The organism is Flavobacterium arcticum (genome assembly GCF_003344925.1).
GTDB classification, from domain to species: Bacteria; Bacteroidota; Bacteroidia; order Flavobacteriales; family Flavobacteriaceae; genus Flavobacterium; species Flavobacterium arcticum.
This window is the reverse complement of the sequence record NZ_CP031188.1, coordinates 655,354-678,132: the sequence shown is the minus strand read 5'-3', so window position 1 is coordinate 678,132 and position 22,779 is coordinate 655,354. Positions and strand designations below refer to the sequence as shown.

Below are 22,779 nucleotides of genomic sequence, written 5' to 3'. Positions count from 1 at the left end.
ATCATCGTATTAATACCTGCTATTAGGTAATAATTTTATCCTATAAATGTTATAGTTTTGAGATGTTCATTAACTAAAAATTACTAAACATGGAAAATGATACTTTTAGAGTAGGACTATGTATGGCTGGTGCGGTTTCTGCAGGAGCTTATACAGCAGGAGTGGTAGACTATTTGCTAGAAGCGCTCGAAGAGTGGGAAAAGCAAAAAGGAAACCCTAATGTGCCTACTCACAAAGTAGTTATACCTGTTATAGGTGGGGCTTCGGCAGGAGGCATGACGGGTGTAATTACAGCATCGGCATTAGAGGGAGAAATAAAGCCTGTACCCGTACCTGAAAAGGAAGACATATTAAAAGAACATCCTGAAAACAGGTTTTATAATGCATGGGTAGATCTTTTAGGAGAGGATATGTTTGTTCAAATGATGAATACATCTGATATTGAAAAAGGAGGCGATGTGGTAGCATTACTTAATTCTCAGTTTATAGATGAAATTGCTAATAAAATAACTAAAATAGATAATAGCAAACCTAAGCCTACACGTTCCTATTTTGAAACTCCTCTTAAAATATTTACCACACTATCTAATCTTGAAGGGTTTGACTATAATATAGATTTTAATACAGCGATAAGTAGAGAAAAATATGTAATGACAGTACATAATGATTATGCCTGCTTTGGTCTTTATGATACTCCTGAAGAGAAATTGAAAATAGAAGAGGGGTGGATTCCGCTTAATTTTAGAACAAATAAAAATGTAAACATTGCTAGAGATGCTGCTATGGCAACAGGGGCTTTCCCTATTGGTTTGGAGTCAAGAGTTTTAGAAAGAAAATCGAATGATGTACATAAAATAAATTGGCTTAAAAATTATTTTGCAAACATTCCTGATAGTACAAACGATTATAAAACCCTAAATATTGATGGGGGAATGATTAATAACGAACCTTTTGAAAAAGTAAGACAGGTACTAGATGATATAACCCAAAAACAAAATCCGGATATAAAAGATGATGATGTTGTTAAAATGAATATGGAGTATAATACATTTACCAATACTGTTTTAATGATAGACCCGTTTCCTAGTAAGGTAAAAGAAGATAGAGCCGCATTTAGTTATGAAAAAGATATGCTTTCTATTTTTGGTAAATTACTTACAGCTGTAACTAACCAAATGAAAGTTAAGGCAGAAGATTATATGCTTGCCATGAAAGATGGCTATGCTAGTCAGTTTCTAATATCGCCATCCCGTTATTTTAAGGACTCCGAAGGTAATGTAGTAGATGCTTTTGGCGAAAATGCTATTGCTTGTGGTACATTGGCAGGTTTTGGCGGGTTTATAAGTAAAGAGTTTAGAGTACACGACTATTATTTAGGACGTTTTAATTGCGAAATATTTTTGAGAGATTATTTTACTGTCCCCAAAGAGGCACTTACCGAAAATCCTATTTTTAGGAATGGTTATGCAAATGTAGATGAGGAGAGTAGAGAGCGGTTTAAATCGTTAAAAGATGATAGTTACCAGATTATACCTATTTTCTCGAAACGTAAAGAAGAAGGTTACTTCCCAATGCCTACATTTAGTAATGGCAGTAACTGGCCTGTTATTAAAGAAGAAATTATAGATAAATTAAAACCCCACGTAAAACGCAGGGTTCAAAAAGTTACTCTTAATATCGTTAAATTAAGTTTTATTAATAAAGTCTTACTCTTTATTGGTAGCAAAGTAGTCATAAACAGAATGATTACAGATAAAATAATAGGGGCTATAAAGAAATCAATGATAACTTGGAAGCTTATGGATAAAAAATAAAAGTTGTTATAAAGCTGTTATTTTTTTAAGTCCAGCAATAGTTTCAACAAGGTTATCAGATCCAAACACATAGTTGCCAGCAACAAGTACATCTGCACCTGCTGTTACTAGCTTAGCTGCATTTTTATCGCTTACACCACCGTCTATTTCAATGAGTGTAGAAGCATTGTGTTTTGTAATAATGTTTTTCAACTGACTAACTTTAGCATAGGTGTTTTCAATAAATGATTGCCCACCAAAACCAGGGTTAACACTCATTATACAAACCAAGTCGATGTCATTTATAATATCTTCTAACAGGCTTACATTAGTGTGAGGGTTTATTGCTACTCCTGCTTTCATGCCTTCGGCCTTTATAGCCTGTAGCGTACGATGTAAGTGTGTACACGCTTCAAAGTGTACTGTTAGGTTTGTAGCCCCTAGCTCTGCAAAGGTTTTAATGTACTGGTCAGGATTTACAATCATTAAGTGTACATCTATTGTTTTCTTTGCATGACGTGTAATGGCACCTAGTACTGGCATACCAAAAGAAATATTAGGCACAAAAACGCCATCCATTATATCGATATGAAACCAATCGGCTTCACTCTTATTTATCATTTCGATATCGCGCTGTAGATTAGCAAAATCTGCCGAGAGTACTGATGGGGCAATTAAAGTGTTTTTCATTGTAGTGTGTGTTTATACTGCAAAGATACTCTTTATAGTTGTAAAGTCATAAAGTAGAAAGTTGTAAAGTGCAGGAGGAAGAAACGGTTTTAAGAAAACCGAAACAGGTTACGTCAGGCTATATAAAAAGAAAAACTCCGGTAATCAGCCGGAGTTCAATCATCAATCAAAAAACGAACAGTTATTGAACTGTAAGTGCTTTATATATTTTTATTCGTTGAATTACATTATTGTGCAGCCAAAATACAAATTATAAACAAATTATAAAATTAAGAATATAATTTTTTGTGCATTTTAACGTTACCCAAGATATGTTTTAAGAATCTTGCTGCGCGAAGTATGCTTTAACCTTCTGATAGCCTTTTCTTTAATCTGACGGACACGCTCACGAGTAAGGTCAAAAGTTTCACCTATTTCTTCAAGTGTCATCGGGTGTTGGTCTCCTAAACCAAAGTAAAGTCTTACAACATCGGCTTCACGAGGTGTAAGTGTCTCTAAAGCTCTTTCTATTTCAGTACGAAGAGACTCATGAATTAGCTCACGATCAGGATTTGGCGACTCACCAGAACGAAGTACATCATATAGGTTAGAGTCTTCTCCTTCAACAAGCGGAGCATCCATAGATAGGTGACGTCCTGAGTTTTTCATACTCTCCTTAACATCGTTAACGGTCATGTCAAGTTCCTTAGCAATTTCTTCTGCCGAAGGCGCACGCTCACTACTTTGTTCCAGTAAAGCATACATTTTGTTGATCTTGTTGATAGATCCAATTTTGTTAAGCGGAAGACGAACAATACGCGACTGCTCAGCAAGTGCTTGCAATATCGATTGACGAATCCACCATACGGCATAGGATATAAATTTAAAACCACGTGTTTCATCAAAACGTTGTGCCGCTTTAATAAGTCCTAAGTTACCTTCGTTAATAAGGTCAGGAAGGGTCAATCCTTGGTTTTGATATTGTTTAGCTACCGATACTACGAAACGTAGGTTGGCTTTTGTAAGTTTTTCGAGTGCTCTCTGGTCTCCGGCTTTTATACGTTGTGCTAATTCTACCTCCTCATCTGCTGTAATTAAATCTACTTTTCCAATTTCCTGAAGGTACTTGTCTAAAGATGCAGTTTCCCTATTGGTAACCTGCTTGGTGATTTTAAGTTGTCTCATTTAAAAATCCTGACTGTTTAAGTATGTATGTGAGTAGTTATACGCAACGAAGTCAGAAAAAGTTACACGATGTAACTAAATTTTTAATTAAATGTTATTATAGTTTAATTTAAAAGCCTAAAGGTGTCTGATTTTAAACAAGTTAAAGGTGGTGATTAATTTTTTTTGTACAGTCTTATTAAAAAATAATTTTTTGTCACGGATACCCGAGATTGTTTTAGTGATTTTTATTTGATGTCGAAAAAATGCTTAGGATATAATCATCGGTGTTATTTTGCAATTGGATACACGATATACCCAGTTATCATGCTTGGCTTATATGTAAAGGCAAACCCGTTAGGAAACAAATCTGTTTAATGGATAAAATAAAAACCTGTAATTATAGAAATATAATGATAAGATTTCTATTTTTCAGAAGATTTTTTGGTAAATGTTTTTTTATAGAGAAGCAATAAGAGAAGCAAAAAAACAAGAAGCAAAATAAGTTTTCCTGCAAGGAATCCCCACCCATATTCTGTCAGTCGATCTATATCACTAATGAGTTTTGATGTTACATCAATTAGTAAAATGAATGTTATAGCAGAAATTACGAAGAATAATGTTTTTTTCAATGTTGGATAAAATTTAAGTGGGAAATTTTTAATCTCCCACTTTATAAGAATTATTTAGTAACGGTTGTAGTTGTCGGAGTATAAATACCAAATGTTATACCGGCAATAAGTCCATTAACAAAACTGTGTTTTGTTGTTACTGTATAATCAGTTGCTCCATCTGCCATATCCCTAGAATCAGATACTCCAACAGGAGCTAAGCCATAAATTACATAATGATTCCATTTTGTAACGGTAACATTACTTTGTGCCCCTTTACCTACCACAGTAGTGTAAGTATAGCAAGATGTTAAGAGCATAGATGCTGCGAAAGCTGCGGTAAAAATTTTTGTAATTTTTTCCATTGTTGTTTTATGTTTATTAATTTAAATAAAGTCAAATGTATTTTTTTTATTCTGGATTACAAAAAATTATTTATATAAGTTTTTTATTAAAAATAAAACCCCTGCTATTATTAATAGTAGGGGTCATGTGTTAGTACATAAACCTGTTAGACCCATACAAAATATGCAATTCCTTCCATACATCTGCCATTATTTCACTACCGCATACCTGCATAGCTTCTTTACTGTATTTATATAAGTCAATATTTTCCCATATTAGCTGCTTTCCCATTTCGGTTTGTTTATTAAACAAACTCCGCGCCTCATCCATAGATTCAAATTCGGTCTGCTCTAAATGATCCTCCACCCACGCTAATGCCATTTCTTCACCTGAAAGTGATTGATATTTTTCATCTTGAAAAGATTTATTATAATTTGCCTTTAACCTAAAATTTTCTCTTGCCTGATAGACTTTTATACCCAGCTCAGAATCGTACATTTTCTTATACATATCGAGAAGTGTAGTATAATACTCTTTATATTCTGTACTTGATGGGTCGTAATTAACCCTTGGCTTGTTTTGACCCTGTGAAATTGAAAAAGTTAAACAGATGAAAAAGGCTATAATATTCTTCATAATTAATTACAATTGTAAATACATAAGCGAAAATCACTCCAAGCTTGATCAATTGCAGCTTGATAGCAATTGTTCATGTCCGCCACAGCACCTGCAAAATCATCAATAGAGTCAAAATCGGACAAATCAGTAACTGACGTTGCTGCATCATAATCGGCTGCTCTGTCTGCTGCAATGCCAGCCATTGTTAAGGAATATGCGCTTCCGCAACCGCATGCATCAGTAGGTACAGGTTCAGGTTCAGTTAAGTTTAAGAATGAACCACCGATGCTCGGCTCTTTTTGAAGTTCTTTATAAAATTCAAGATTATTTATTGTAACGATTTTTTCCGACGCTAAAAGATTATCATATCCTGTTTCCGCTTCATTATAGTTAGCGAAATCGGTAATACTAATGTTAGTGTTTATCCATGATAAAAGTTTAGCTTTAGTATCTATATCTGATACCTTACCAGTAAAATTCATTTTACCAATAAAAATTTCTCTGTTCTTTTTCAATGAAATATACTCATTTGAATTTACCATTACATTGTAAAGCGAATCCAATTTGGTATTGCCACTTGAGCTTTTTAATTGAAATTTTGATGAATCTACTGTACTTGTTTCAGAATTAGTTGGTTCATTTGAACATGAAACAAATGTTAACGCAATTGTTGCGACGAATAAAAAAATGATTTTTTTCATAAAAAGTTGGATGAAATTATGCTTACTTTCAAGTTTAATGTCCTGTTTCAGCTTAGTCAGACTTAGATATATCTAAATCTAAGATAATGAAAATTTAAAAGCCTAAACCGTTAATAAATTGTTGAAAATAAAAAAAAACCTGTAACTTTTGTTACAGGTTCATATTTTGTGTTATATAAGTGTAGACTACGATTCTTTATTGGTATCGTCATTACCTTCTTCTCTACGCTCTATTTTATTATCTCTATCTCGTGAGTTTCTATCATCTCTACCGCGGTTATCTCTGCCTCTATTGTCTCTTGGGCGGTCTTCCCTTGGTCCTCTGTCTTCTCTAGGAGCTCTGTTCTCATCCCTTGGTGGGCGTGGTAACAATGCTTTTCTCGAAACTTTCTCTTTTCTTGTTTTAGGGTCTATACCTAAGTATTTAACATCAAAGACATCACCCATATTTACAACATCAGATACGTTTTCGGTACGTTCCCATGCTATTTCACTAACGTGAAGTAACACTTCGTTGCCAGGAGCGTCTGCATATTCTACTACAGCACCAAAGTCTAGCATTTTTATAACTTTTACGCTATAGGTTTCGCCAACTTGTGGTTTAAACGTAATAGAGTCAATTTTATTAAGTACTGCCTGAATTCCATCTGGGTCAGTTCCTAAAATTTCAACTTCTCCTTGTTCGTCAACCTCATTAATTACAATAGTAGTTCCTGTAGTTTTTTGAAGTTCCTGTATTACTTTTCCACCAGGACCTATAAGTGCACCAATAAATGCACCAGGTATGGTTACTTTAATAATTTTAGGAGAATGTTTTTTAACATCTACTCTTGGTTGCTCAATAACCTCAGTTAGTTTACCAAGAATATGAAGACGACCATCTCTAGCTTGTTCAAGAGCTTTCTCCATTATTTCGTAAGCAAGACCTTCAATTTTAATATCCATCTGGCAGGCAGTAATACCATCTGCTGTTCCGGTTACTTTAAAGTCCATATCGCCTAAGTGATCTTCATCACCAAGAATATCAGATAATACAGCCCAACGTCCTGTTTCTTCATCAGAAATAAGACCCATAGCAATACCAGATACAGGTTTTTTCATTTGTACACCAGCATCCATTAAAGCAAGTGTTCCTGCACATACTGTAGCCATAGAAGATGAACCGTTAGATTCTAATACTTCTGATACGATACGTATTGTATAAGGATTCTCTTCAGGAATCATGTTTTTAAGTGCACGTTGTGCAAGGTTTCCATGTCCTACTTCACGTCTAGATGTTCCTCTTAGTGGTTTTGCTTCTCCAGTAGAGAAAGGAGGGAAGTTATAGTGTAAGTAAAATTTCTCTTCTCCTTGGTCTGTAGGTAAGTCAATAATGTTAGCCTCACGCGATGTGCCTAGTGTTACTGTTGCCAGTGCTTGTGTTTCTCCTCTTGTAAAAAGAGCAGATCCGTGTACTGATGGTAAGTAATCTACTTCACACCATATAGGTCTAATCTCGTTTGTTTTTCTTCCGTCAAGACGAAGTCCAAGGTCAAGAATTACATTTCTTACTGCTTCTTTTTGTGTTTTAGAAAGATATTTACCAATAAGGTCACTATTTTCAAGTAACTCTTCTTCAGTAAAGGCTTCTTTTACCTCATCTTTAAGTAGTGAGAATTTTTCAGAACGTTCTTGTTTAGAAGAACCTTCTTTTGCTATAGCAAAATACTTATCGTAAGAAAGTTCACGTACTTTAGCATAAACTGCATCGTCATTTCTTTCCTCTTCATACGTTCTTCTTTCTTTGCCAACAGCAGCTTTTAGCTTCTCTTGTGCAGCTATCTGTAGTTTAATGGCTTCGTGGGCAAACTTAATAGCCTCTACCATTTCTAGTTCAGATATCTCTTTCATTTCACCCTCAACCATTGCGATAGACTCTGCAGAAGCCCCAATCATCATGTCAATGTCAGATTCTGCAAGTTGCACTTTGCTAGGGTTAATAATAAATTGACCGTCTACTCTTGCTACACGAACTTCAGAAATTAGTGTGCTAAATGGTGCATCTGATACTGCAAGTGCAGCAGATGCAGCAAGACCTGCAAGAGAGTCTGGCATTACAGTTTCGTCATGCGACATTAACTGTATCATTACTTGTGTTTCAGCATGGTAGTCACTTGGGAAAAGCGGACGCAATACGCGGTCTACTAAACGCATCGTTAATACCTCGCTATCACTTGGTCGTGCTTCACGCTTAAAAAAGCCTCCAGGAAAACGACCTGCGGCTGCAAATTTTTCACGGTAATCTACCGTTAATGGTAGGAAATCTACAGGGCTTGGGTTCTTTGCCGATACTACTGTAGCAAGTAACATAGCATCTCCCATGCGTACTACTACAGCACCATCAGCCTGTTTCGCAAGTTTTCCTGTTTCGATCGAGATGCTTCTTCCATCTCCCAGATCGATAACTTCTCTTGTTACGTTTGGAATCATAAATTCTAATACTTTGATTAAACAATGGGTTTAGTTGTGTTGTTGTTGTGTGTAGTTGTTTAAAACCCAATGAAAAACCAAAACTTTTTCTACATTCATCTAAAAACAAAAAGAGGCGCGCAGGCACCTCTTTTCATCTCGATTATTTTCTGATGTTCAATTCTTTGATAATCTCACGATACCTGTTGATTTCTTTTTTCTTCAGGTAGTCAAGTAGGCTTCTTCGTTTACCTACCAGCATTACAAGAGAGCGCTCTGTATTATAATCGTGACGATTTTTTTTAAGGTGCTCTGTAAGGTGGTTGATTCTGAATGTGAATAGCGCGATTTGACCTTCTGCTGAACCAGTGTTAGTAGCAGCTTTACCGTGCTTCTCGAAAATTTCTGCTTTAACTTCTTTAGTTAAGTACATGCAAATATTATTTAAATAATTATTATGTATATTCAGGATTTTCCTGATTGGCTGCAAAGATAATTATATTTTTGGTACCGGCAATACATAATAGTGTAATTGCTTTTTTATAACAATTTTGTTTTAAACACGTGTGTTTAAAACATTTTTGCTACTTCATGATTAACAAACTCAAGAAAACGCTCATCATTTTCAGTAAATGCGTCAATTATATTAGAGTCAATATCTATTTGACCAATATTTTCATTATTGGCAAAGAGCGGTACAACAATTTCAGATTTTACAGTAATACTACAAGCAATATAGTTGTCTTGTGCGCTAACATCGGGCACTACAAAGTTCTCGTTAGATACAGCTACCTGCCCACAAATACCTTTTCCAAAAGGGATAACAGTATGATCAGTAGGTTCGCCAGCATAAGGTCCTAATAGTAATTCTTCCTTATCGTCATTTTTAAAGTAAAAGCCTACCCAGTCATAATAATCTATATTATCTCTAAGCAAATGACATAGTTGTAACAACTTTTCATTGCGTAAAGTGTTAGTATGGTGTAGTATATCGGTTACTTTAGGCTTTAATTCTTCAAACGTCATCTTATTGAATTTCTTTATTACAAATGTATTTATTAAACCTCTTTTATTTTACTTATTTTTGTTAAAAATTATCTAATGAGTATTTGGCAAAAAAACCGTCCCTTTTTTCTTTTTCTTATTAAATTCGGGGTGAGTTATCTCATACTTTCAGTGATTTATTCATTGTACCTTAGTCAGTATGATGTAGATAATTTTGAGACCGATAGCATGACTACTCTTGTGGCAGAACAATCTAAAGATATTGTACAGCTAACGGGTAAAGAGGCACATATAACACCTCATTTAAAAGAAGCATCTTATGTTTTTTATGTAAATAGCGATAGTGTTGCTCGAATAGTTGAAGGTTGTAACGCCGTTAGTGTTATGATACTTTTTGCTGCTTTTATTATTGCGTTTTCTACTACTTTTAAAAGAACATCTTTATACATTATAATAGGGGTACTCATAATTCATGTTCTAAATGTAGTGCGTATAGCGTTATTAGGGCTTGGCTTTTATTATTACCCAGAGTATGAAGAGTTAATGCACGATATACTTTTTCCGCTATTTATTTATGGTGTGGTGTTTGCACTATGGGTATTGTGGGTAATGAAACTTTCAGGAAATGCAAAAAAAAATAAAGCTTAGTACTACTACTGTATTTGCAATAATAGTATTACTTATACTAATTGTGTTGGTAAGAGTTTTTCAGGAACAATTGTTTTATGATCCTTTTTTGGCTTTTTTTAAAGCAGAGTCGAAAGAGTTGCCCTTATATGACAATCTTAAACTCTTTGGAGGCATAGCATTTCGTTACTTACTTAATTCTCTATTTTCATTAGCGATAATTTATTTAGTGTTTAAGGATAGGTCGATACTAAAACTATGCTCTATTTTATATGTGTTACTGTTTTTAATATTCATAACGATATTTTTTATAGTACTAAATACAGATGAAGTTAACCTATTACTGCTATTCTATATTAGGCGTTTTTTAATACAGCCTTTGTTTTTAATTTTATTCTTGCCTGCTTTTTATTATCAAAAAAGAGTTCAGTTATAAATTTTTAACATAAATAACAGTTATATACGTTGTAAATATTTAATTTTGCGTACAATGCAATTAAAAAAGCACATAAGTTTTATTTTATCCTTCCTTATATTGGTTGCCAATATGGGGTTGGCACTTAATGTGCATTATTGTGAAGGTCAGGTTTCAGAAGTTTCTTTTGCATATAAAATTCAAGAACCATGTAATGACCACCATGCAGAAGAAGCAAAAACATGTTGTGCCTTAGCTACAGATAATCATGAAAATTGTTGCAAGAACGATCTTGTAAAATTTAAAAATAAGGCAGATAATCTTATTATTGTAAAATCGTTACAGTTAGATCTTGCTGGTTTTTATATGATACCTGAATGGAAACCTATTCAGTTTTATGGCGAAGCTCCTATAGTAAAAAAGCAAATACCTGCTTTTTATTGCGAGTCTAATGCGCCACCACTCTTTAAACTCTATTGTCGCTATACTCTATATGCCTAAGTAATGTTGTAATCTTTTATCCACATTGTGGAACAAATTATTATTAACATTATACTATTATATATGCGTAAAATATTATTAACATTATTTTTATTTACTGTTGCTTTTACACAAGCACAAGAAACCATTAGCGGGAAAATACTCGACGATCAAAAACTACCGCTGCCAGGAGCAAGTTTGTACTGGCTTAATACTACTATTGGAACATCAACTATAGAGGACGGTACTTTTACACTGCCTTATAAACCAGATTATACACAACTTGTAATAAGTTATATTGGTTTTACTACTGACACACTAAGTGTAACTTCGCCCGATTATATAACCTATACTATGAAGTCTTCAACTGGTAAGGAACTAGATGAAGTAGAGGTAACGAAAAACAGAAAAAGTTTAGAGCGGTCGTATGTAAAAACGGCTAATATATCTACTATGGGGAGTAAAGAGCTATTAAAGGCTGCTTGTTGTAATATAGCAGAAAGCTTTGAAACGAACCCTTCTATAGATGTGAATTTTTCGGATGCACTTACAGGTACACGTCAAATAAAAATGTTAGGGCTTACCAGTCCTTATTTAGTAATTAGCGAAGAAAACATACCTGCTGTACGTGGAGCATCGCAAGCCTATGGGCTTTCTTTTGTGCCAGGTACTTGGGTAGAGAGTATTCAGATAACCAAAGGAGCAGGTCCTGTGGTTAATGGTTATGAAAGCATATCAGGGCAAATAAACTATGAACTTATTAAACCTGTAAACGATATTCCGTTTTTCGTGAATGCTTATGGTTCTACAGGTGGACGATTTGAATTGAATACGCACTTTAATAAAAAAGTGTCAGACAAATGGAGTAGTAGTCTTTTTGTACATGGTAACACTCGTGTAACCAAAAACGATATGAATAATGATGGGTTTTTAGATAATCCACTAGCAAAACAGGTAAACGTAATGAACCGTTGGCAATATGTCGATGCTGAGAAAGGTTGGGTAAGTTTTATAAACGCTCGCTATATGCGTGATGAGAAACAAACAGGACAACTTGACTTTGACCCTGATAGAGATAAATTGACGACCAACTACTGGGGATCTGAAATTAATACCGATAAGTTAGATCTTTCGGCTAAACTAGGATATGTGTTTCCAGATATGCCTTTTCAGAGTGTAGGATTACAAACGGCTTATAACTGGCACAAACAAGATTCTTACTTTGGTTTAAATCAGTATGATATCGATCAGAAAAGTTTTTATTCTAATCTGATTTTTAGCTCTATCATAAGTAACACCCTTAATAAATTTTCTACAGGTATTAATTTTACGTATGACAAGTATGATGAGTTTGTGAACACTACAGACGTAGGCAGGATAGATAATTCTGTAGGTGCATTTTTTGAATATACGTATGATAATACTGATAACTTTAGCATAGTAACAGGAGGTCGTTTTGATGTACACAATCGTTTAGGAGCATTCTTTACTCCAAGAATGCACTTACGTTACAACCCATGGAACAAAGCTGTGTTACGTGCTTCGGCAGGTAGAGGAAAGCGAGCAGCTAATATATATGCTGAAAATCAAGCCTATTTTGGTAGCTCACGTCAAATGAATATCTTAAATAGCGGAGGAAAAGTATATGGTCTTGATCCAGAAATTGCTTGGAACTATGGTGTGAGCTTTATGCAAGGCTTTACATTGTTTAATAAAAACACTGAAGTTGTAGTTGATTTTTATAGAACAGATTTTCAAAACCGTGCAGTAGTAGATGTATATGCTTCTCCGCAACAAGTACAGTTCTATAATCTTGAAGGAGCATCGTCTGCTAATAGCTTACAGTTAGAACTTAATTACGAAATTACACATCATTTTAATATTCGTACGGCTTATAAATACTATGATGTAACAACAGATTATACCTCTGGTACTGCCGAAATGCCATTGCAGGCAAAGCATAGATTTTTTACTAATGTAGGTTATGAAACCCATATAATAGAAGGTGGCAAGCAGTGGAAGTTTGATTTTACGTATAACTTGCTAGGGAAACAACGTTTGCCTTACACAGGCAGTAACCCTGCCCAGGAACAAATGGGCAATTATTCTCCGTCTTTTTCGTTAATGAATGCACAGATAACGCGTACTTTTTCAAGTGTTTTTGAGGTATATGTAGGTGGAGAGAATATAGGTAACTACCGTCAGGATAAAGCTATTTTAGGAGCTAATGACCCTTTTGGTTCATATTTTGATACCTCTATAGTATATGCACCAATTTTTGGTCAAATGTATTATGCAGGATTACGATTCAAAATAAAGTAATACAGTCAATTATAAATTTTATATATTTAAAATCTTTTAATCAACATACCATGAAAAAAATATTTTTAGTAATGCTCGTTATGCTAATGGGGGTAACAATGCAGGCACAAGAAAAAAAGAAAAAGAATGCCAAATATGAAATAGGAGCTAAGGGCAATTGTGAGATGTGTAAAAAACGTATAGAGAAAGCTGCTTTTGGTGTTTCAGGCGTTAAATATGCTGCATGGCATGCTGACCATCAAGACCTTCATCTTATTATTGATGAGAATAAATGTAATGTAGATGATGTGCGTAAAGCTATAGCCAAAACAGGACATGATACTGACACTGTTAAAGCAGAAGATGTAGATTATGAGGGGCTACATGAGTGCTGCCAGTACAACAGAGGATAAAAATATATATATGCAATAAAGAGCCTCCAATATTGGAGGCTTTTTTATGATATGTTTAGTTTTAGGGTATCTTGTTTTTCTAAGAAGAAACAAAAGTCAAATAATTAAAGAATGAAGAAAATTAGAATAGTATTAGCCATTAGCGGACTAATGATCTTATTGTCAACACAAATTACTAAAGCACAAGAAATTTTTAAAGACAGAAAATTATACCTTAACGAAGATGGTAGTAACTATGTTAAGTTTACCTTTCTTACCCAAGCATGGCTAAGAAATATGCAATATAACCCAGGTACTACTATAAATGATGTAGAGCGTAGTAGCGGCACTGATATTGGTATACGTCGTTATAGAATACAAATGTACGGGCAGCTTACGGATAGGGTTTTTGCTTACGGACAGTTTGGTGAAAATAATTTTAATGCAATATCCGAAAGGAAAACAGGCTTTTTTGTACATGATGTTTATGGCGAATATGCTATAGATAAAGATAAATTATCTATGGGTATGGGGCTTTCAGCTTGGAGTGGACTTTCTCGATTTTCATCGGCATCTACAGGATCTATATTGGGTGTTGATGCTCCTTTATTTTTGCAAAGTACTAATGATGTAACGGATCAGTTTCTTAGAAAATTATCTGTTTTTGCAAAAGGTAAATTTGGTAGGTTCGATTATCGTATATCTATGGCACAGCCTATGGATATTAAAAAATCGTCAAATTACAACCCTACGATTTCAGAGGATGTAGCCAGTTTTTCATCCAACCCGCCAGAGATGCAATGGAATGGTTATTTTCAGTACCAATTTAAAGATAAAGAATCGAATATGACGCCCTATAATGCAGGCACTTATTTAGGAAAGAAAAAAGTATTTAATGTAGGGGCGGGATTTGTGTATCAAAAAGATGCTATGTGGCGTTTAAATACGACCAATGATACTATTATGAGTAATATGGTGCATCTTGCTGCCGATGTTTTTTATGATGCCCCTGTAGGAACAAATGGGCAAGCAGTGAGTGTATATAGTACTATAACACACTATGATTTCGGTAAAAATTACCTGCGTAACGCTGCCGTAATGAATCCTACTAACGGGAATAATAATCCAGATGTACTTAATGGTAGTGGTAATGGTTTCCCGATGTATGGTACGGGTACAATATTTTATTTGCAAGCAGGATATAAATTTAAAGACAATCTTATAGGTAATACTACTTTGCTGCCGTATGCTTCACTACAACATACCAATTATGATGGGTTAAACGACCCAATGGATTTTTTTGATATAGGGGTTAATTGGCTTTTGGCAGGGCATGCCTCTAAATTTACAATAGCTTATCAAAGCCGACCTGTATATAACATGGCTAAAGACAAAACAAATAGGCGAGGAGCTATAGTAGCACAATATCAAGTGTTTTTTAACTAACCTTAACTAAACAAAAAGCCCCACATAGTGGGGCTTTTTGTTTAGTTAAGGTTTATGGTTTTTATTTCAGATATTAGTTTACCATCAGGACTAATACCTTCTATTAATAATTTTATACTATTCTGTCCTGTGTGTGGGAGTTCTAATTTAAAGCCTCCCTTTTCATCTGTAGTGATGAGCGGCTCCCAGTCTATTACACCAAAGTTTTCAAAACCCTTAGTAGCAGTTGATAGGTATATGTTATTTTTAAAAGGAGTAATACGTTTAAAACCATTTTTTACTAAAAAGGATGCAGGCGAATTGTTTTTTGCCTTACTCGAATAGTCTTTTCTCATATATATCCTTATAATTCCCATTCTGTTATTTACAGAGGGTACTACAGCATGCTGATTTACATAAAACTCATCAATATCTTCGGTTTGCATATTCCATAATATGTCAAAACTAAGTACTTGCATATTATCTATATATATCATTGGGGTGGTTGCTTGTCCGTTTATAGTATTAATTGTACGCCCCGTAATACTTACAGTACCATTACTTGTTTCCACATTAAAGCCATGATAGCGGATGAGGTCTAATATATAAAAGAAACTCTTTCTTTCATCATCACCTATTTTGTATCCTCTTAATTGTGAGTTGCCAAAAGCTTTTTGATACTTTAGTTTATTAGTTGTGCCTTTTAGTTCTACTTCATCGAGAACTATAGTATTGATATCTATATGGTCGGGTAGTTCAGGTAGATCTGAGATAGTATTATTATTTTCAGTTATACTGCATTCAGTAGCTTTAGGGTTATATTGCTTATTATATACTCTATTAATATTAAAAAGCTGAGGGTAAAGTTTTACTTGCTTTTTGGTGTCGTCTTTTACTAAGAAAAAATCAAGTTTAATAGAATCGGCAAGGATAAGGTTATCTAAATAAAACTCATTTTCTTTATTGATGTCTACAGTTTCATCTATCATTCCTTCAAATGAAGTTACCTTTACTTTATACTTTTTAAGATTGCCGCTATTGTTTATTGTTCCTTTTAGTGAAAGTCCAATATCGAACGTGTGATTGCTTTTAGGCGGATTATTTTTAATATTTCTCCACTTGTATTTACTATTTTGGTTGAGTAAGAACAAATCTAACTCATATTGATTCTTTCGAGAAATAGTATTTAAATAGGCTTTTGTTTCGAATGTTTTATGATATTCTATATAAGGAGCTATAAGTAGCGAGTTATAAATATCGTTATGCTCTTTTATAGTAACAGTATTGGCTGGCAACATAGATATGCTTAAGTTCATGTTAGCATAGTTTACTTTGCCACTTAATTCTATTTTTCCATCTGTCTCTTTAGGCTTTGTTCGAACCTCTACATTTACTGTTAATTTTGGATAGATATACATAACCCTTTCGGCAAGTTCATTTAACTCGTTATCTAATATACGTATGGTGTTTAACCCCTCGAATAAGTCTAAGTTACTCATGACTACTGTCTGCTCTAAAACTTGATGTTTAAAGTCAATCTCTGTAATTATAGCCTTTTCATCTTTGTGTATTACTAAGTATAATGGTTTACCTGATAATGACGTTTGCATTAATGGGTTAATACTTGTTTTAATAATGGTTTTGTCGGGTACGGTATAGCTGTTTATCTCTAAAGAAACTCCTTTTAGCTGTGCTGGTGGTATTGTTTGTTCATATTCTTTACCCTCTATTGTAGTGATAACTTTATATTTTTTGGTTCTATCTGGAGTAAGGTTAAATTTACCGTAGCCTTGTTTATTTAGGTTAAGTTCTTTCCCTGCTTCATCATTGCCATTTACTAATATTGCCTTTGCGTTAGGTATGGGTTTATCATTACAGTCGGTTATACTTATACCTATATTGTTGTTAATTCCTTCTACCAATGTACCGCCTTCAGGGTGTAAATCTATATTTACTTTCGAATAGTTAGGAGTATTAAATAGGGAAGGGTTAATGTTTTTGTTGACAACAGTTATTTCGCCTACAAACGATTCGTCTTCGGTAAAGTTATTCATCCAGTTGGTATAAAACTGAACATAATATCGTCCTGACTTCATAGAATCGTTTAATTTAAAACTACCCGAAAAAGTTCCCATATTACCATAAAGTAACTGACTTTCTATAACATTACCTTCGTTATCTATAAGTGTGGCAAAAATATTTACGCAGGCAAAAAAAGGTGTGTTGTTTTTTCTGTGGTAGGTATAGCCTTTAAACCATACCGATTCATCGGTTAGGAAAACATCTTTATCAAAGTGTACATGAATGTTCTCTCTTTCGAGAAAAAAATAGTCGGTTAGTTTTTTAGCAATCTCATCTTTTTTGGTCGTTTGTGCAATTAAGTTATTGCTTATTAATACCAAAAAAAGCAGCACAATTTTGTGTGATAAAAGATGTTTCATTAAAGTAATTAATTGTTGGGTAATTATAACGCTAAAATAGGATTATTGTGATATATGTTTTGCGAAATTTATTTTTTTTAACAAAAAAAGCTGCTCTATTATAGAGCAGCTTTTTATTGAATTTTTATAATGCTATTACATCATGCCTGGCATACCGCCACCCATTGGCATACCGCCACCAGGGTTATCTTCTTTTAGGTCGATAAGAGCACACTCTGTAGTTAATATCATACCGGCAACAGAAGCAGCATTTTCTAATGCTACACGTGTTACTTTTTTAGGATCTATAATACCTGCCGAAAGCATGTCTACATACTCGTCAGTTTTAGCATTATATCCAAAATCAGCAGTTCCTTCAGCTACTTTTGCTACTATTACAGAGCCTTCAAGACCTGCATTCTCAACAATAGTTCTTAAAGGAGCCTCTATAGCACGAGCAACAATTTGTACACCTGTAGCTTCATCTGCATTTTCAACTTTTATGTCGGTAAGTGAAGTTTTAGCTCTTAAAAGCGCTACACCACCACCAGCAACAATACCTTCTTCTACAGCAGCTCTTGTAGCGTGTAGAGCATCGTCTACTCTGTCTTTTTTCTCTTTCATTTCTACTTCAGATGCAGCACCTACATAAAGTACAGCTACACCACCTGCAAGTTTAGCAAGACGTTCTTGTAGTTTTTCTCTATCATAGTCAGATGTAGTACTCTCCATCTGTGCTTTAATTTGGTTTACACGGTTTTTAATCATTTCCGCTTCACCTGCACCATTTACTATAGTAGTATTATCTTTATCAATAGTTACTTTTTCACAAGTACCTAGCATATCAAGCGTAGCATTCTCTAGTGTATGTCCTCTTTCTTCAGCAATAACAGTACCACCTGTAAGGATAGCGATATCTTCAAGTAATGCTTTTCTTCTGTCGCCAAATCCTGGTGCTTTAACAGCAGCAATTTTAAGCGAACCTCTAAGTTTGTTTACTACAAGTGTAGCAAGTGCTTCACCATCTACATCTTCAGCAATTATTAATAAAGGTCTTCCTGATTGTGCAACTGGTTCTAATACAGGAAGTAAATCTTTCATAGACGATACTTTTTTGTCGTATAACAAAATGTATGGTCTTTCAAGTTCCGTTTGCATTTTTTCTGAATCAGTTACAAAGTAAGCTGATAGGTAACCTCTGTCAAACTGCATTCCTTCTACAACATCTACATATGTATCAGTTCCTTTAGCTTCTTCAACAGTAATAACACCTTCTTTACCTACTTTACCAAATGCAGTAGCAATAAGTTCACCTATAGCTTCATCATTATTAGCAGAGATAGAAGCAACTTGTTTTATTTTTTCGCTAGATGTACCTACTTCTTTTGTTTGTTTAGCAAGATCTTTAACGATAGCTTCTACAGCTTTATCTATACCACGTTTCAAATCCATCGGGTTAGCCCCAGCAGCAACGTTTTTAAGTCCTTCTTTTACTATAGCTTGTGCTAATACAGTAGCGGTGGTAGTACCATCTCCTGCAAGGTCATTGGTTTTAGAGGCTACCTCTTTAACCATTTGTGCTCCCATATTTTCGAGCGTATCTTCAAGTTCTATTTCTTTAGCCACAGATACACCATCTTTTGTTACGGTTGGTGCGCCAAAAGATTTACTTATAATAACATTACGCCCTTTAGGACCAAGAGTTACTTTTACAGCATTTGCAAGAGCATCTACACCACGCTTTAAACCATCGCGTGCTTCAATATCAAATTTTATTTCTTTAGCCATTATTATTTTATTATAGTTTCAATTATTAAACTCAATTTATAGTACTGCGAAAATTTCTTCTTCTTTCATTATTAGGTAATCTTTACCTTCAAATTTAAGTTCAGTTCCTGCATACTTGCCGTATAGCACAGTATCGCCCACTTTTACAGTCATGTCGTGGTCTTTGGTTCCGTTACCAACGGCCACTACAATACCTTTTTGTGGTTTTTCTTTTGCAGTATCAGGAATAAATATTCCCGAAGCAGTTTGTGTTTCTGCAGCAACCGGTTCTATAAGTACACGGTCTGAAAGCGGTTTAATGTTTAAAGCCATATGATATTATTTTTATTGTTATTAAATGTTGCTTCTGTTTTTTCAGAAACTATGCCAATTCAGTAAACTGACAGTATGGACAAAAAAAAATGCCAGCATGTCAGTTGCCGGCATTTAATAGTATGTATGTTGTAATTTTTATTCCTGTGGAGTACCCTCTTCAGTGCCAGCAGGTGTAGTAGCACCTTGTTCTGTACTTGTAGGAGCAGGCGTAGTAGCGCTTGGTACAGCAGTCTCATCTATAAGTTTACTGTCACCTCCTGCATAGCCTCCTGAAAAGCTAAGTGTAGAAAGCAATATAAGTGCGATAAGTACTGTTGCAAGTGTCCATGTACCTTTATCTAGGAAATCATTGGTTTTTTGTACGCCACCCATTGCTTGAGATCCACCGAAACTAGATGATAGACCACCGCCTTTAGGGTTTTGTACCATGATTACCACAACAAGAAAAAAGCTTACTAATGTAATTAGTATTAAAAAGATTGAAAACTCCATTTTGGTTAATTATTATTTTGTTGTAAAATTTTAATATCTGCTATACGGTTTGCAAAGAAAACACTTTTTTCCGGATATTTCAAAATTAAAATTTCATAAGCTTGTATTGCTTTTGTGTATTTTTTTTGTTCCAGATAAACTCTTGCAAGTGTTTCGGTCATCAGGCTGCTGTTACTGCTGTCATTATTACTTGTAGATACAGGGCTTGATGTAGTGTTTTTAACGGGTGTTATTTTTGGATTCGATTCAATAAAGCGGTCTATTATATCTAACTTTGTATCTAGTCCTGACTCCTTTTCTGTTTCTGTAGGGTTTTCTTCTCGTACTATGGGTTTTAGTTGTGCGAGTTGTAACCATTCTGAAAATGAATGTGTTTCGTTTTTTGTAAACGATATTGGTTTCCCGATTTCAAGTTTTTCTATTACTTGATCTGAACCTTCATTTTTTGGTGCTGCAATTTTTTCTTGAGGTGTTGCAGTGGTGGTACTATTATTATTGGCTTCTTCAACTGTGCGTTTTATAGCCTCTTCTAGTTTGTTTACTTCTGGCTTTACCTCTTCGCTTTTTGTTACAGGTAGCTCTGTTATTGCTTTTTCTGTTTTTTCAAAATGTATTTTATCTATACTTTGAAAATTTTCAGATGTGATAAAGTCGAAAAGCACTGAGCGATCGGCGGTAAAAGCTGCCGTTTTTTTTACCTCTGTATTATAACGAAAACTATCTTGATTATAGAGCCCTTTTAAATGAATGGCACGCGCACTTTGCAGGTATGGAAACTCTGATAGGATGTTTTCCAGTTCCTGTGTTTGCCTTTCGTTTAAAGAGTAAGGCTTATTTAGTAGTGATATGTAATCTTTTGTGTTCAAATTTTAGTTTTTCAGTCGCAGTCGCAGTTATCAGTTAAGTAATATAATTTATTACTAAGGCTGAATACTGCTAACTGTAAAATTACCACTTAGCTAGTGATTCATTAAAAATGTCCTGTGTTATCCTTTCAAAAATTTCATCAAGAGCAGTATTAAGTACTTGTCCCGAAAGTAATGCATCTCCAGAGTAGTCATAGAAAAAACTGAATGGCTTTTCGAAATCGTCTTCTTCTTTTTTTCTATTAGTAAATCTTACATTTACGGTAATACTAAGTCTATTTTGTGCAGCAAGTTGGTCGGCAGTAGCGGTCATAGGAGTAATACGGAACTGTGTTATTTCTCCTTCATATACTAAGTCGCCACCAGAGTTAGTAAGGCTCAGGTTGGTTTGGTTTTGTATGAGGTTCTGCAAGCGTTGGGTAAAATCTCTTTCAATACCAGGCTCTACAATATCAGCATTGTTTTGAAAATAATTCACCTGAAAAGTATCAGCGTCAATTTTACCTGTACCAGTAAAGTTATAAACGCTGCATCCGTTTACTATAAACACTAATGTCAATACTGCTAATAGTTTTAAGTTTTTCATTATACTTCTCTTAAAGATCATATTGTTTTATTTTTCTATAAAGTGTTCTTTCAGATATGCCAAGTTCATCTGCGGCTGCTTTACGTTTTCCTTTATTGCGCTCTAATGATTTTTTTATCAGTTCTACTTCTTTTTCGTCAAGTCTTAAAGTTTCTTCTTCTTCAACTGTTTCGGCAAAAAGATAGTTACTGTCATCATCGTCATCATCATGATCTATAATAGGTTCAGCTCTGCTTACAGGTTGCGAAGGCACCATTTCTGGTCTTGCCATCTCTTCAAATTCGCTATTGTGCTCTTCTTTTGAACCGTAAATGCGTTGTATTAAATGTTTATTAGACTCCTGAACTTTGTTACTATTGCCATTTTGCATTAGTTCCATTGTTAGTTTTTTCAGGTCGTGTAGATCGCCCTTCATGTCAAACAATACCTTATATAGTATCTCTCGTTCGTTACTAAAATCGCTTTCAGGTTTTTTGTCTTTTATAATAGCAGGTAAGTTACTGCCAGCTTCAGGTAAGTAGCCACGCAATGTTCCTATGGTGATGGCTCTGTTGGTTTCTAAAACAGATATTTGTTCGGCAACATTTCGTAGCTGTCTGATGTTTCCACTCCAGCGGTATTTTAATAACAAGTGTACTGCATCATCATCTAGTTTTATGGCAGGCATTTTATATTTCTGGGCAAAATCTGATGAGAATTTACGAAACAATAAATGGATGTCGTCTTTTCGTTCTCGTAATGGTGGTAGCATAATTTCTACTGTACTAAGGCGGTAGTAAAGGTCTTCTCTAAATTTGCCTTTTTCTATAGCTTCTGCCATGTTTACATTGGTAGCTGCTACAATACGCACATTAGTTTTTTGTACTTGAGACGACCCTACTTTTATAAATTCGCCATTTTCTAGTACACGTAATAATCGTACTTGTGTAGTAAGGGGGAGTTCTCCTACTTCGTCAAGGAAGATAGTTCCACCGTTGGCTACTTCAAAATAACCTTCTCGGGTAGAAGTTGCTCCTGTAAAAGCACCTTTTTCATGTCCAAAAAGTTCACTGTCTATAGTGCCCTCGGGTATTGCACCACAGTTTACCGCAATATATTTACCATGCTTTCTGTGCGAAAGAGCATGTATTATTTTTGGTACACTCTCTTTACCTACACCACTTTCTCCAGTAACCAGTACCGAAATATCGGTAGGGGCTACCTGTATGGCTTTTTCTATAGCGCGGTTCAGTTTTTGGTCGTTTCCTATAATTTCGAAACGTTGTTTTATGGCTTGTATGCTTTCCATATTGTTTTTTCTGCCACGAATTGTGCGAAT

General features: G+C 34.7%; 22 protein-coding genes. 7 read left to right on the top strand and 15 right to left on the bottom strand.

What is annotated here, in order from left to right; translation table 11 throughout:
- Nucleotides 1-89: 89 nt before the first annotated feature.
- A complete protein-coding gene (locus DVK85_RS03140; protein WP_114677035.1) occupies nucleotides 90-1,814 on the top strand; it encodes a patatin-like phospholipase family protein in 1,725 nt (574 codons plus the stop codon).
- 6 nt (nucleotides 1,815-1,820) lie between these two features.
- Here DVK85_RS03140 and rpe read toward each other — a convergent pair whose 3' ends face one another.
- The 8 genes from rpe to DVK85_RS03095 form a co-directional block, all read right to left on the bottom strand.
- On the bottom strand, nucleotides 1,821-2,483 hold the full coding sequence (gene rpe / locus DVK85_RS03135; protein WP_114677034.1) for a ribulose-phosphate 3-epimerase: 663 nt from the start codon (nucleotides 2,481-2,483) through the stop codon (nucleotides 1,821-1,823).
- A gap of 300 nt (nucleotides 2,484-2,783) precedes the next feature.
- The gene (locus DVK85_RS03130; protein WP_114677033.1) at nucleotides 2,784-3,647 is read right to left on the bottom strand and encodes a sigma-70 family RNA polymerase sigma factor; all 864 of its coding nucleotides are present in this window, start codon (nucleotides 3,645-3,647) and stop codon (nucleotides 2,784-2,786) included.
- A gap of 661 nt (nucleotides 3,648-4,308) precedes the next feature.
- On the bottom strand, nucleotides 4,309-4,602 hold the full coding sequence (locus DVK85_RS03120; protein WP_114677031.1) for a Bor family protein: 294 nt from the start codon (nucleotides 4,600-4,602) through the stop codon (nucleotides 4,309-4,311).
- Nucleotides 4,603-4,732: 130 nt separating this feature from the next.
- Nucleotides 4,733-5,218 carry a hypothetical protein gene (locus DVK85_RS03115; protein ID WP_114677030.1) on the bottom strand — a complete coding sequence of 162 codons (486 nt, stop codon included), beginning with the start codon at nucleotides 5,216-5,218 and terminating at the stop codon, nucleotides 4,733-4,735.
- Between the two features lie 2 nt (nucleotides 5,219-5,220).
- Nucleotides 5,221-5,901 (bottom strand): hypothetical protein, encoded by a 681-nt coding sequence (locus DVK85_RS03110; protein WP_127960544.1) that lies wholly within the window; start codon nucleotides 5,899-5,901, stop codon nucleotides 5,221-5,223.
- A 186-nt stretch (nucleotides 5,902-6,087) separates the two neighbouring features.
- Complete coding sequence (locus tag DVK85_RS03105) at nucleotides 6,088-8,370, bottom strand: polyribonucleotide nucleotidyltransferase (RefSeq protein WP_114677028.1); 2,283 nt, start codon at nucleotides 8,368-8,370, stop codon at nucleotides 6,088-6,090.
- Between the two features lie 142 nt (nucleotides 8,371-8,512).
- The gene (gene rpsO / locus DVK85_RS03100) at nucleotides 8,513-8,782 is read right to left on the bottom strand and encodes a 30S ribosomal protein S15 (protein WP_114677027.1); all 270 of its coding nucleotides are present in this window, start codon (nucleotides 8,780-8,782) and stop codon (nucleotides 8,513-8,515) included.
- 137 nt (nucleotides 8,783-8,919) lie between these two features.
- Nucleotides 8,920-9,375 (bottom strand): GAF domain-containing protein, encoded by a 456-nt coding sequence (locus tag DVK85_RS03095; RefSeq protein WP_114677026.1) that lies wholly within the window; start codon nucleotides 9,373-9,375, stop codon nucleotides 8,920-8,922.
- A 75-nt stretch (nucleotides 9,376-9,450) separates the two neighbouring features.
- Between DVK85_RS03095 and xrtF the strand changes: the two genes are divergently transcribed.
- From xrtF to DVK85_RS03065, 6 genes are all read left to right on the top strand, one after another.
- Entirely contained in the window at nucleotides 9,451-10,002 is a 552-nt protein-coding gene (xrtF, locus tag DVK85_RS03090) for an exosortase family protein XrtF (RefSeq protein WP_114677025.1), read from the top strand.
- Nucleotides 9,980-10,417, top strand: a complete 438-nt coding sequence (locus DVK85_RS03085; RefSeq protein ID WP_114677024.1) for an exosortase F system-associated membrane protein — start codon at nucleotides 9,980-9,982, stop codon at nucleotides 10,415-10,417. The genes xrtF and DVK85_RS03085 overlap by 23 nt, the downstream gene beginning before the upstream one ends.
- A 54-nt stretch (nucleotides 10,418-10,471) precedes the next feature.
- Complete coding sequence (locus DVK85_RS03080) at nucleotides 10,472-10,897, top strand: HYC_CC_PP family protein (RefSeq protein ID WP_114677023.1); 426 nt, start codon at nucleotides 10,472-10,474, stop codon at nucleotides 10,895-10,897.
- Nucleotides 10,898-10,960: 63 nt separating this feature from the next.
- Nucleotides 10,961-13,198 (top strand): TonB-dependent receptor plug domain-containing protein, encoded by a 2,238-nt coding sequence (locus DVK85_RS03075; RefSeq protein WP_114678969.1) that lies wholly within the window; start codon nucleotides 10,961-10,963, stop codon nucleotides 13,196-13,198.
- Nucleotides 13,199-13,248: 50 nt separating this feature from the next.
- Nucleotides 13,249-13,590, top strand: a complete 342-nt coding sequence (locus DVK85_RS03070) for a heavy-metal-associated domain-containing protein (RefSeq protein WP_114677022.1) — start codon at nucleotides 13,249-13,251, stop codon at nucleotides 13,588-13,590.
- Between the two features lie 111 nt (nucleotides 13,591-13,701).
- Nucleotides 13,702-15,015 (top strand): hypothetical protein, encoded by a 1,314-nt coding sequence (locus tag DVK85_RS03065; protein ID WP_114677021.1) that lies wholly within the window; start codon nucleotides 13,702-13,704, stop codon nucleotides 15,013-15,015.
- A gap of 41 nt (nucleotides 15,016-15,056) precedes the next feature.
- Here the strand turns inward: DVK85_RS03065 and DVK85_RS03060 are convergent, their stop codons facing one another.
- The 7 genes from DVK85_RS03060 to DVK85_RS03030 all read right to left on the bottom strand — a co-directional run bounded on the left by DVK85_RS03060 (nucleotide 15,057) and on the right by DVK85_RS03030 (nucleotide 22,749).
- The gene (locus DVK85_RS03060; RefSeq protein WP_114677020.1) at nucleotides 15,057-17,435 is read right to left on the bottom strand and encodes a hypothetical protein; all 2,379 of its coding nucleotides are present in this window, start codon (nucleotides 17,433-17,435) and stop codon (nucleotides 15,057-15,059) included.
- Nucleotides 17,436-17,570: 135 nt separating this feature from the next.
- The gene (gene groL, locus DVK85_RS03055; protein ID WP_114677019.1) at nucleotides 17,571-19,202 is read right to left on the bottom strand and encodes a chaperonin GroEL; all 1,632 of its coding nucleotides are present in this window, start codon (nucleotides 19,200-19,202) and stop codon (nucleotides 17,571-17,573) included.
- A 36-nt stretch (nucleotides 19,203-19,238) separates the two neighbouring features.
- Nucleotides 19,239-19,514 (bottom strand): co-chaperone GroES, encoded by a 276-nt coding sequence (locus tag DVK85_RS03050; protein ID WP_114677018.1) that lies wholly within the window; start codon nucleotides 19,512-19,514, stop codon nucleotides 19,239-19,241.
- A 138-nt stretch (nucleotides 19,515-19,652) separates the two neighbouring features.
- On the bottom strand, nucleotides 19,653-20,009 hold the full coding sequence (gene secG, locus DVK85_RS03045; protein WP_114677017.1) for a preprotein translocase subunit SecG: 357 nt from the start codon (nucleotides 20,007-20,009) through the stop codon (nucleotides 19,653-19,655).
- A gap of 5 nt (nucleotides 20,010-20,014) precedes the next feature.
- Nucleotides 20,015-20,875, bottom strand: a complete 861-nt coding sequence (locus DVK85_RS03040; protein WP_114677016.1) for a tetratricopeptide repeat protein — start codon at nucleotides 20,873-20,875, stop codon at nucleotides 20,015-20,017.
- A gap of 82 nt (nucleotides 20,876-20,957) precedes the next feature.
- On the bottom strand, nucleotides 20,958-21,461 hold the full coding sequence (locus tag DVK85_RS03035; RefSeq protein ID WP_114678968.1) for an LptE family protein: 504 nt from the start codon (nucleotides 21,459-21,461) through the stop codon (nucleotides 20,958-20,960).
- 10 nt (nucleotides 21,462-21,471) lie between these two features.
- Nucleotides 21,472-22,749: a sigma-54 interaction domain-containing protein gene (locus DVK85_RS03030; RefSeq protein WP_114677015.1), complete on the bottom strand. Its 1,278-nt coding sequence runs from the start codon at nucleotides 22,747-22,749 to the stop codon at nucleotides 21,472-21,474.
- Nucleotides 22,750-22,779 lie beyond the last annotated feature (30 nt).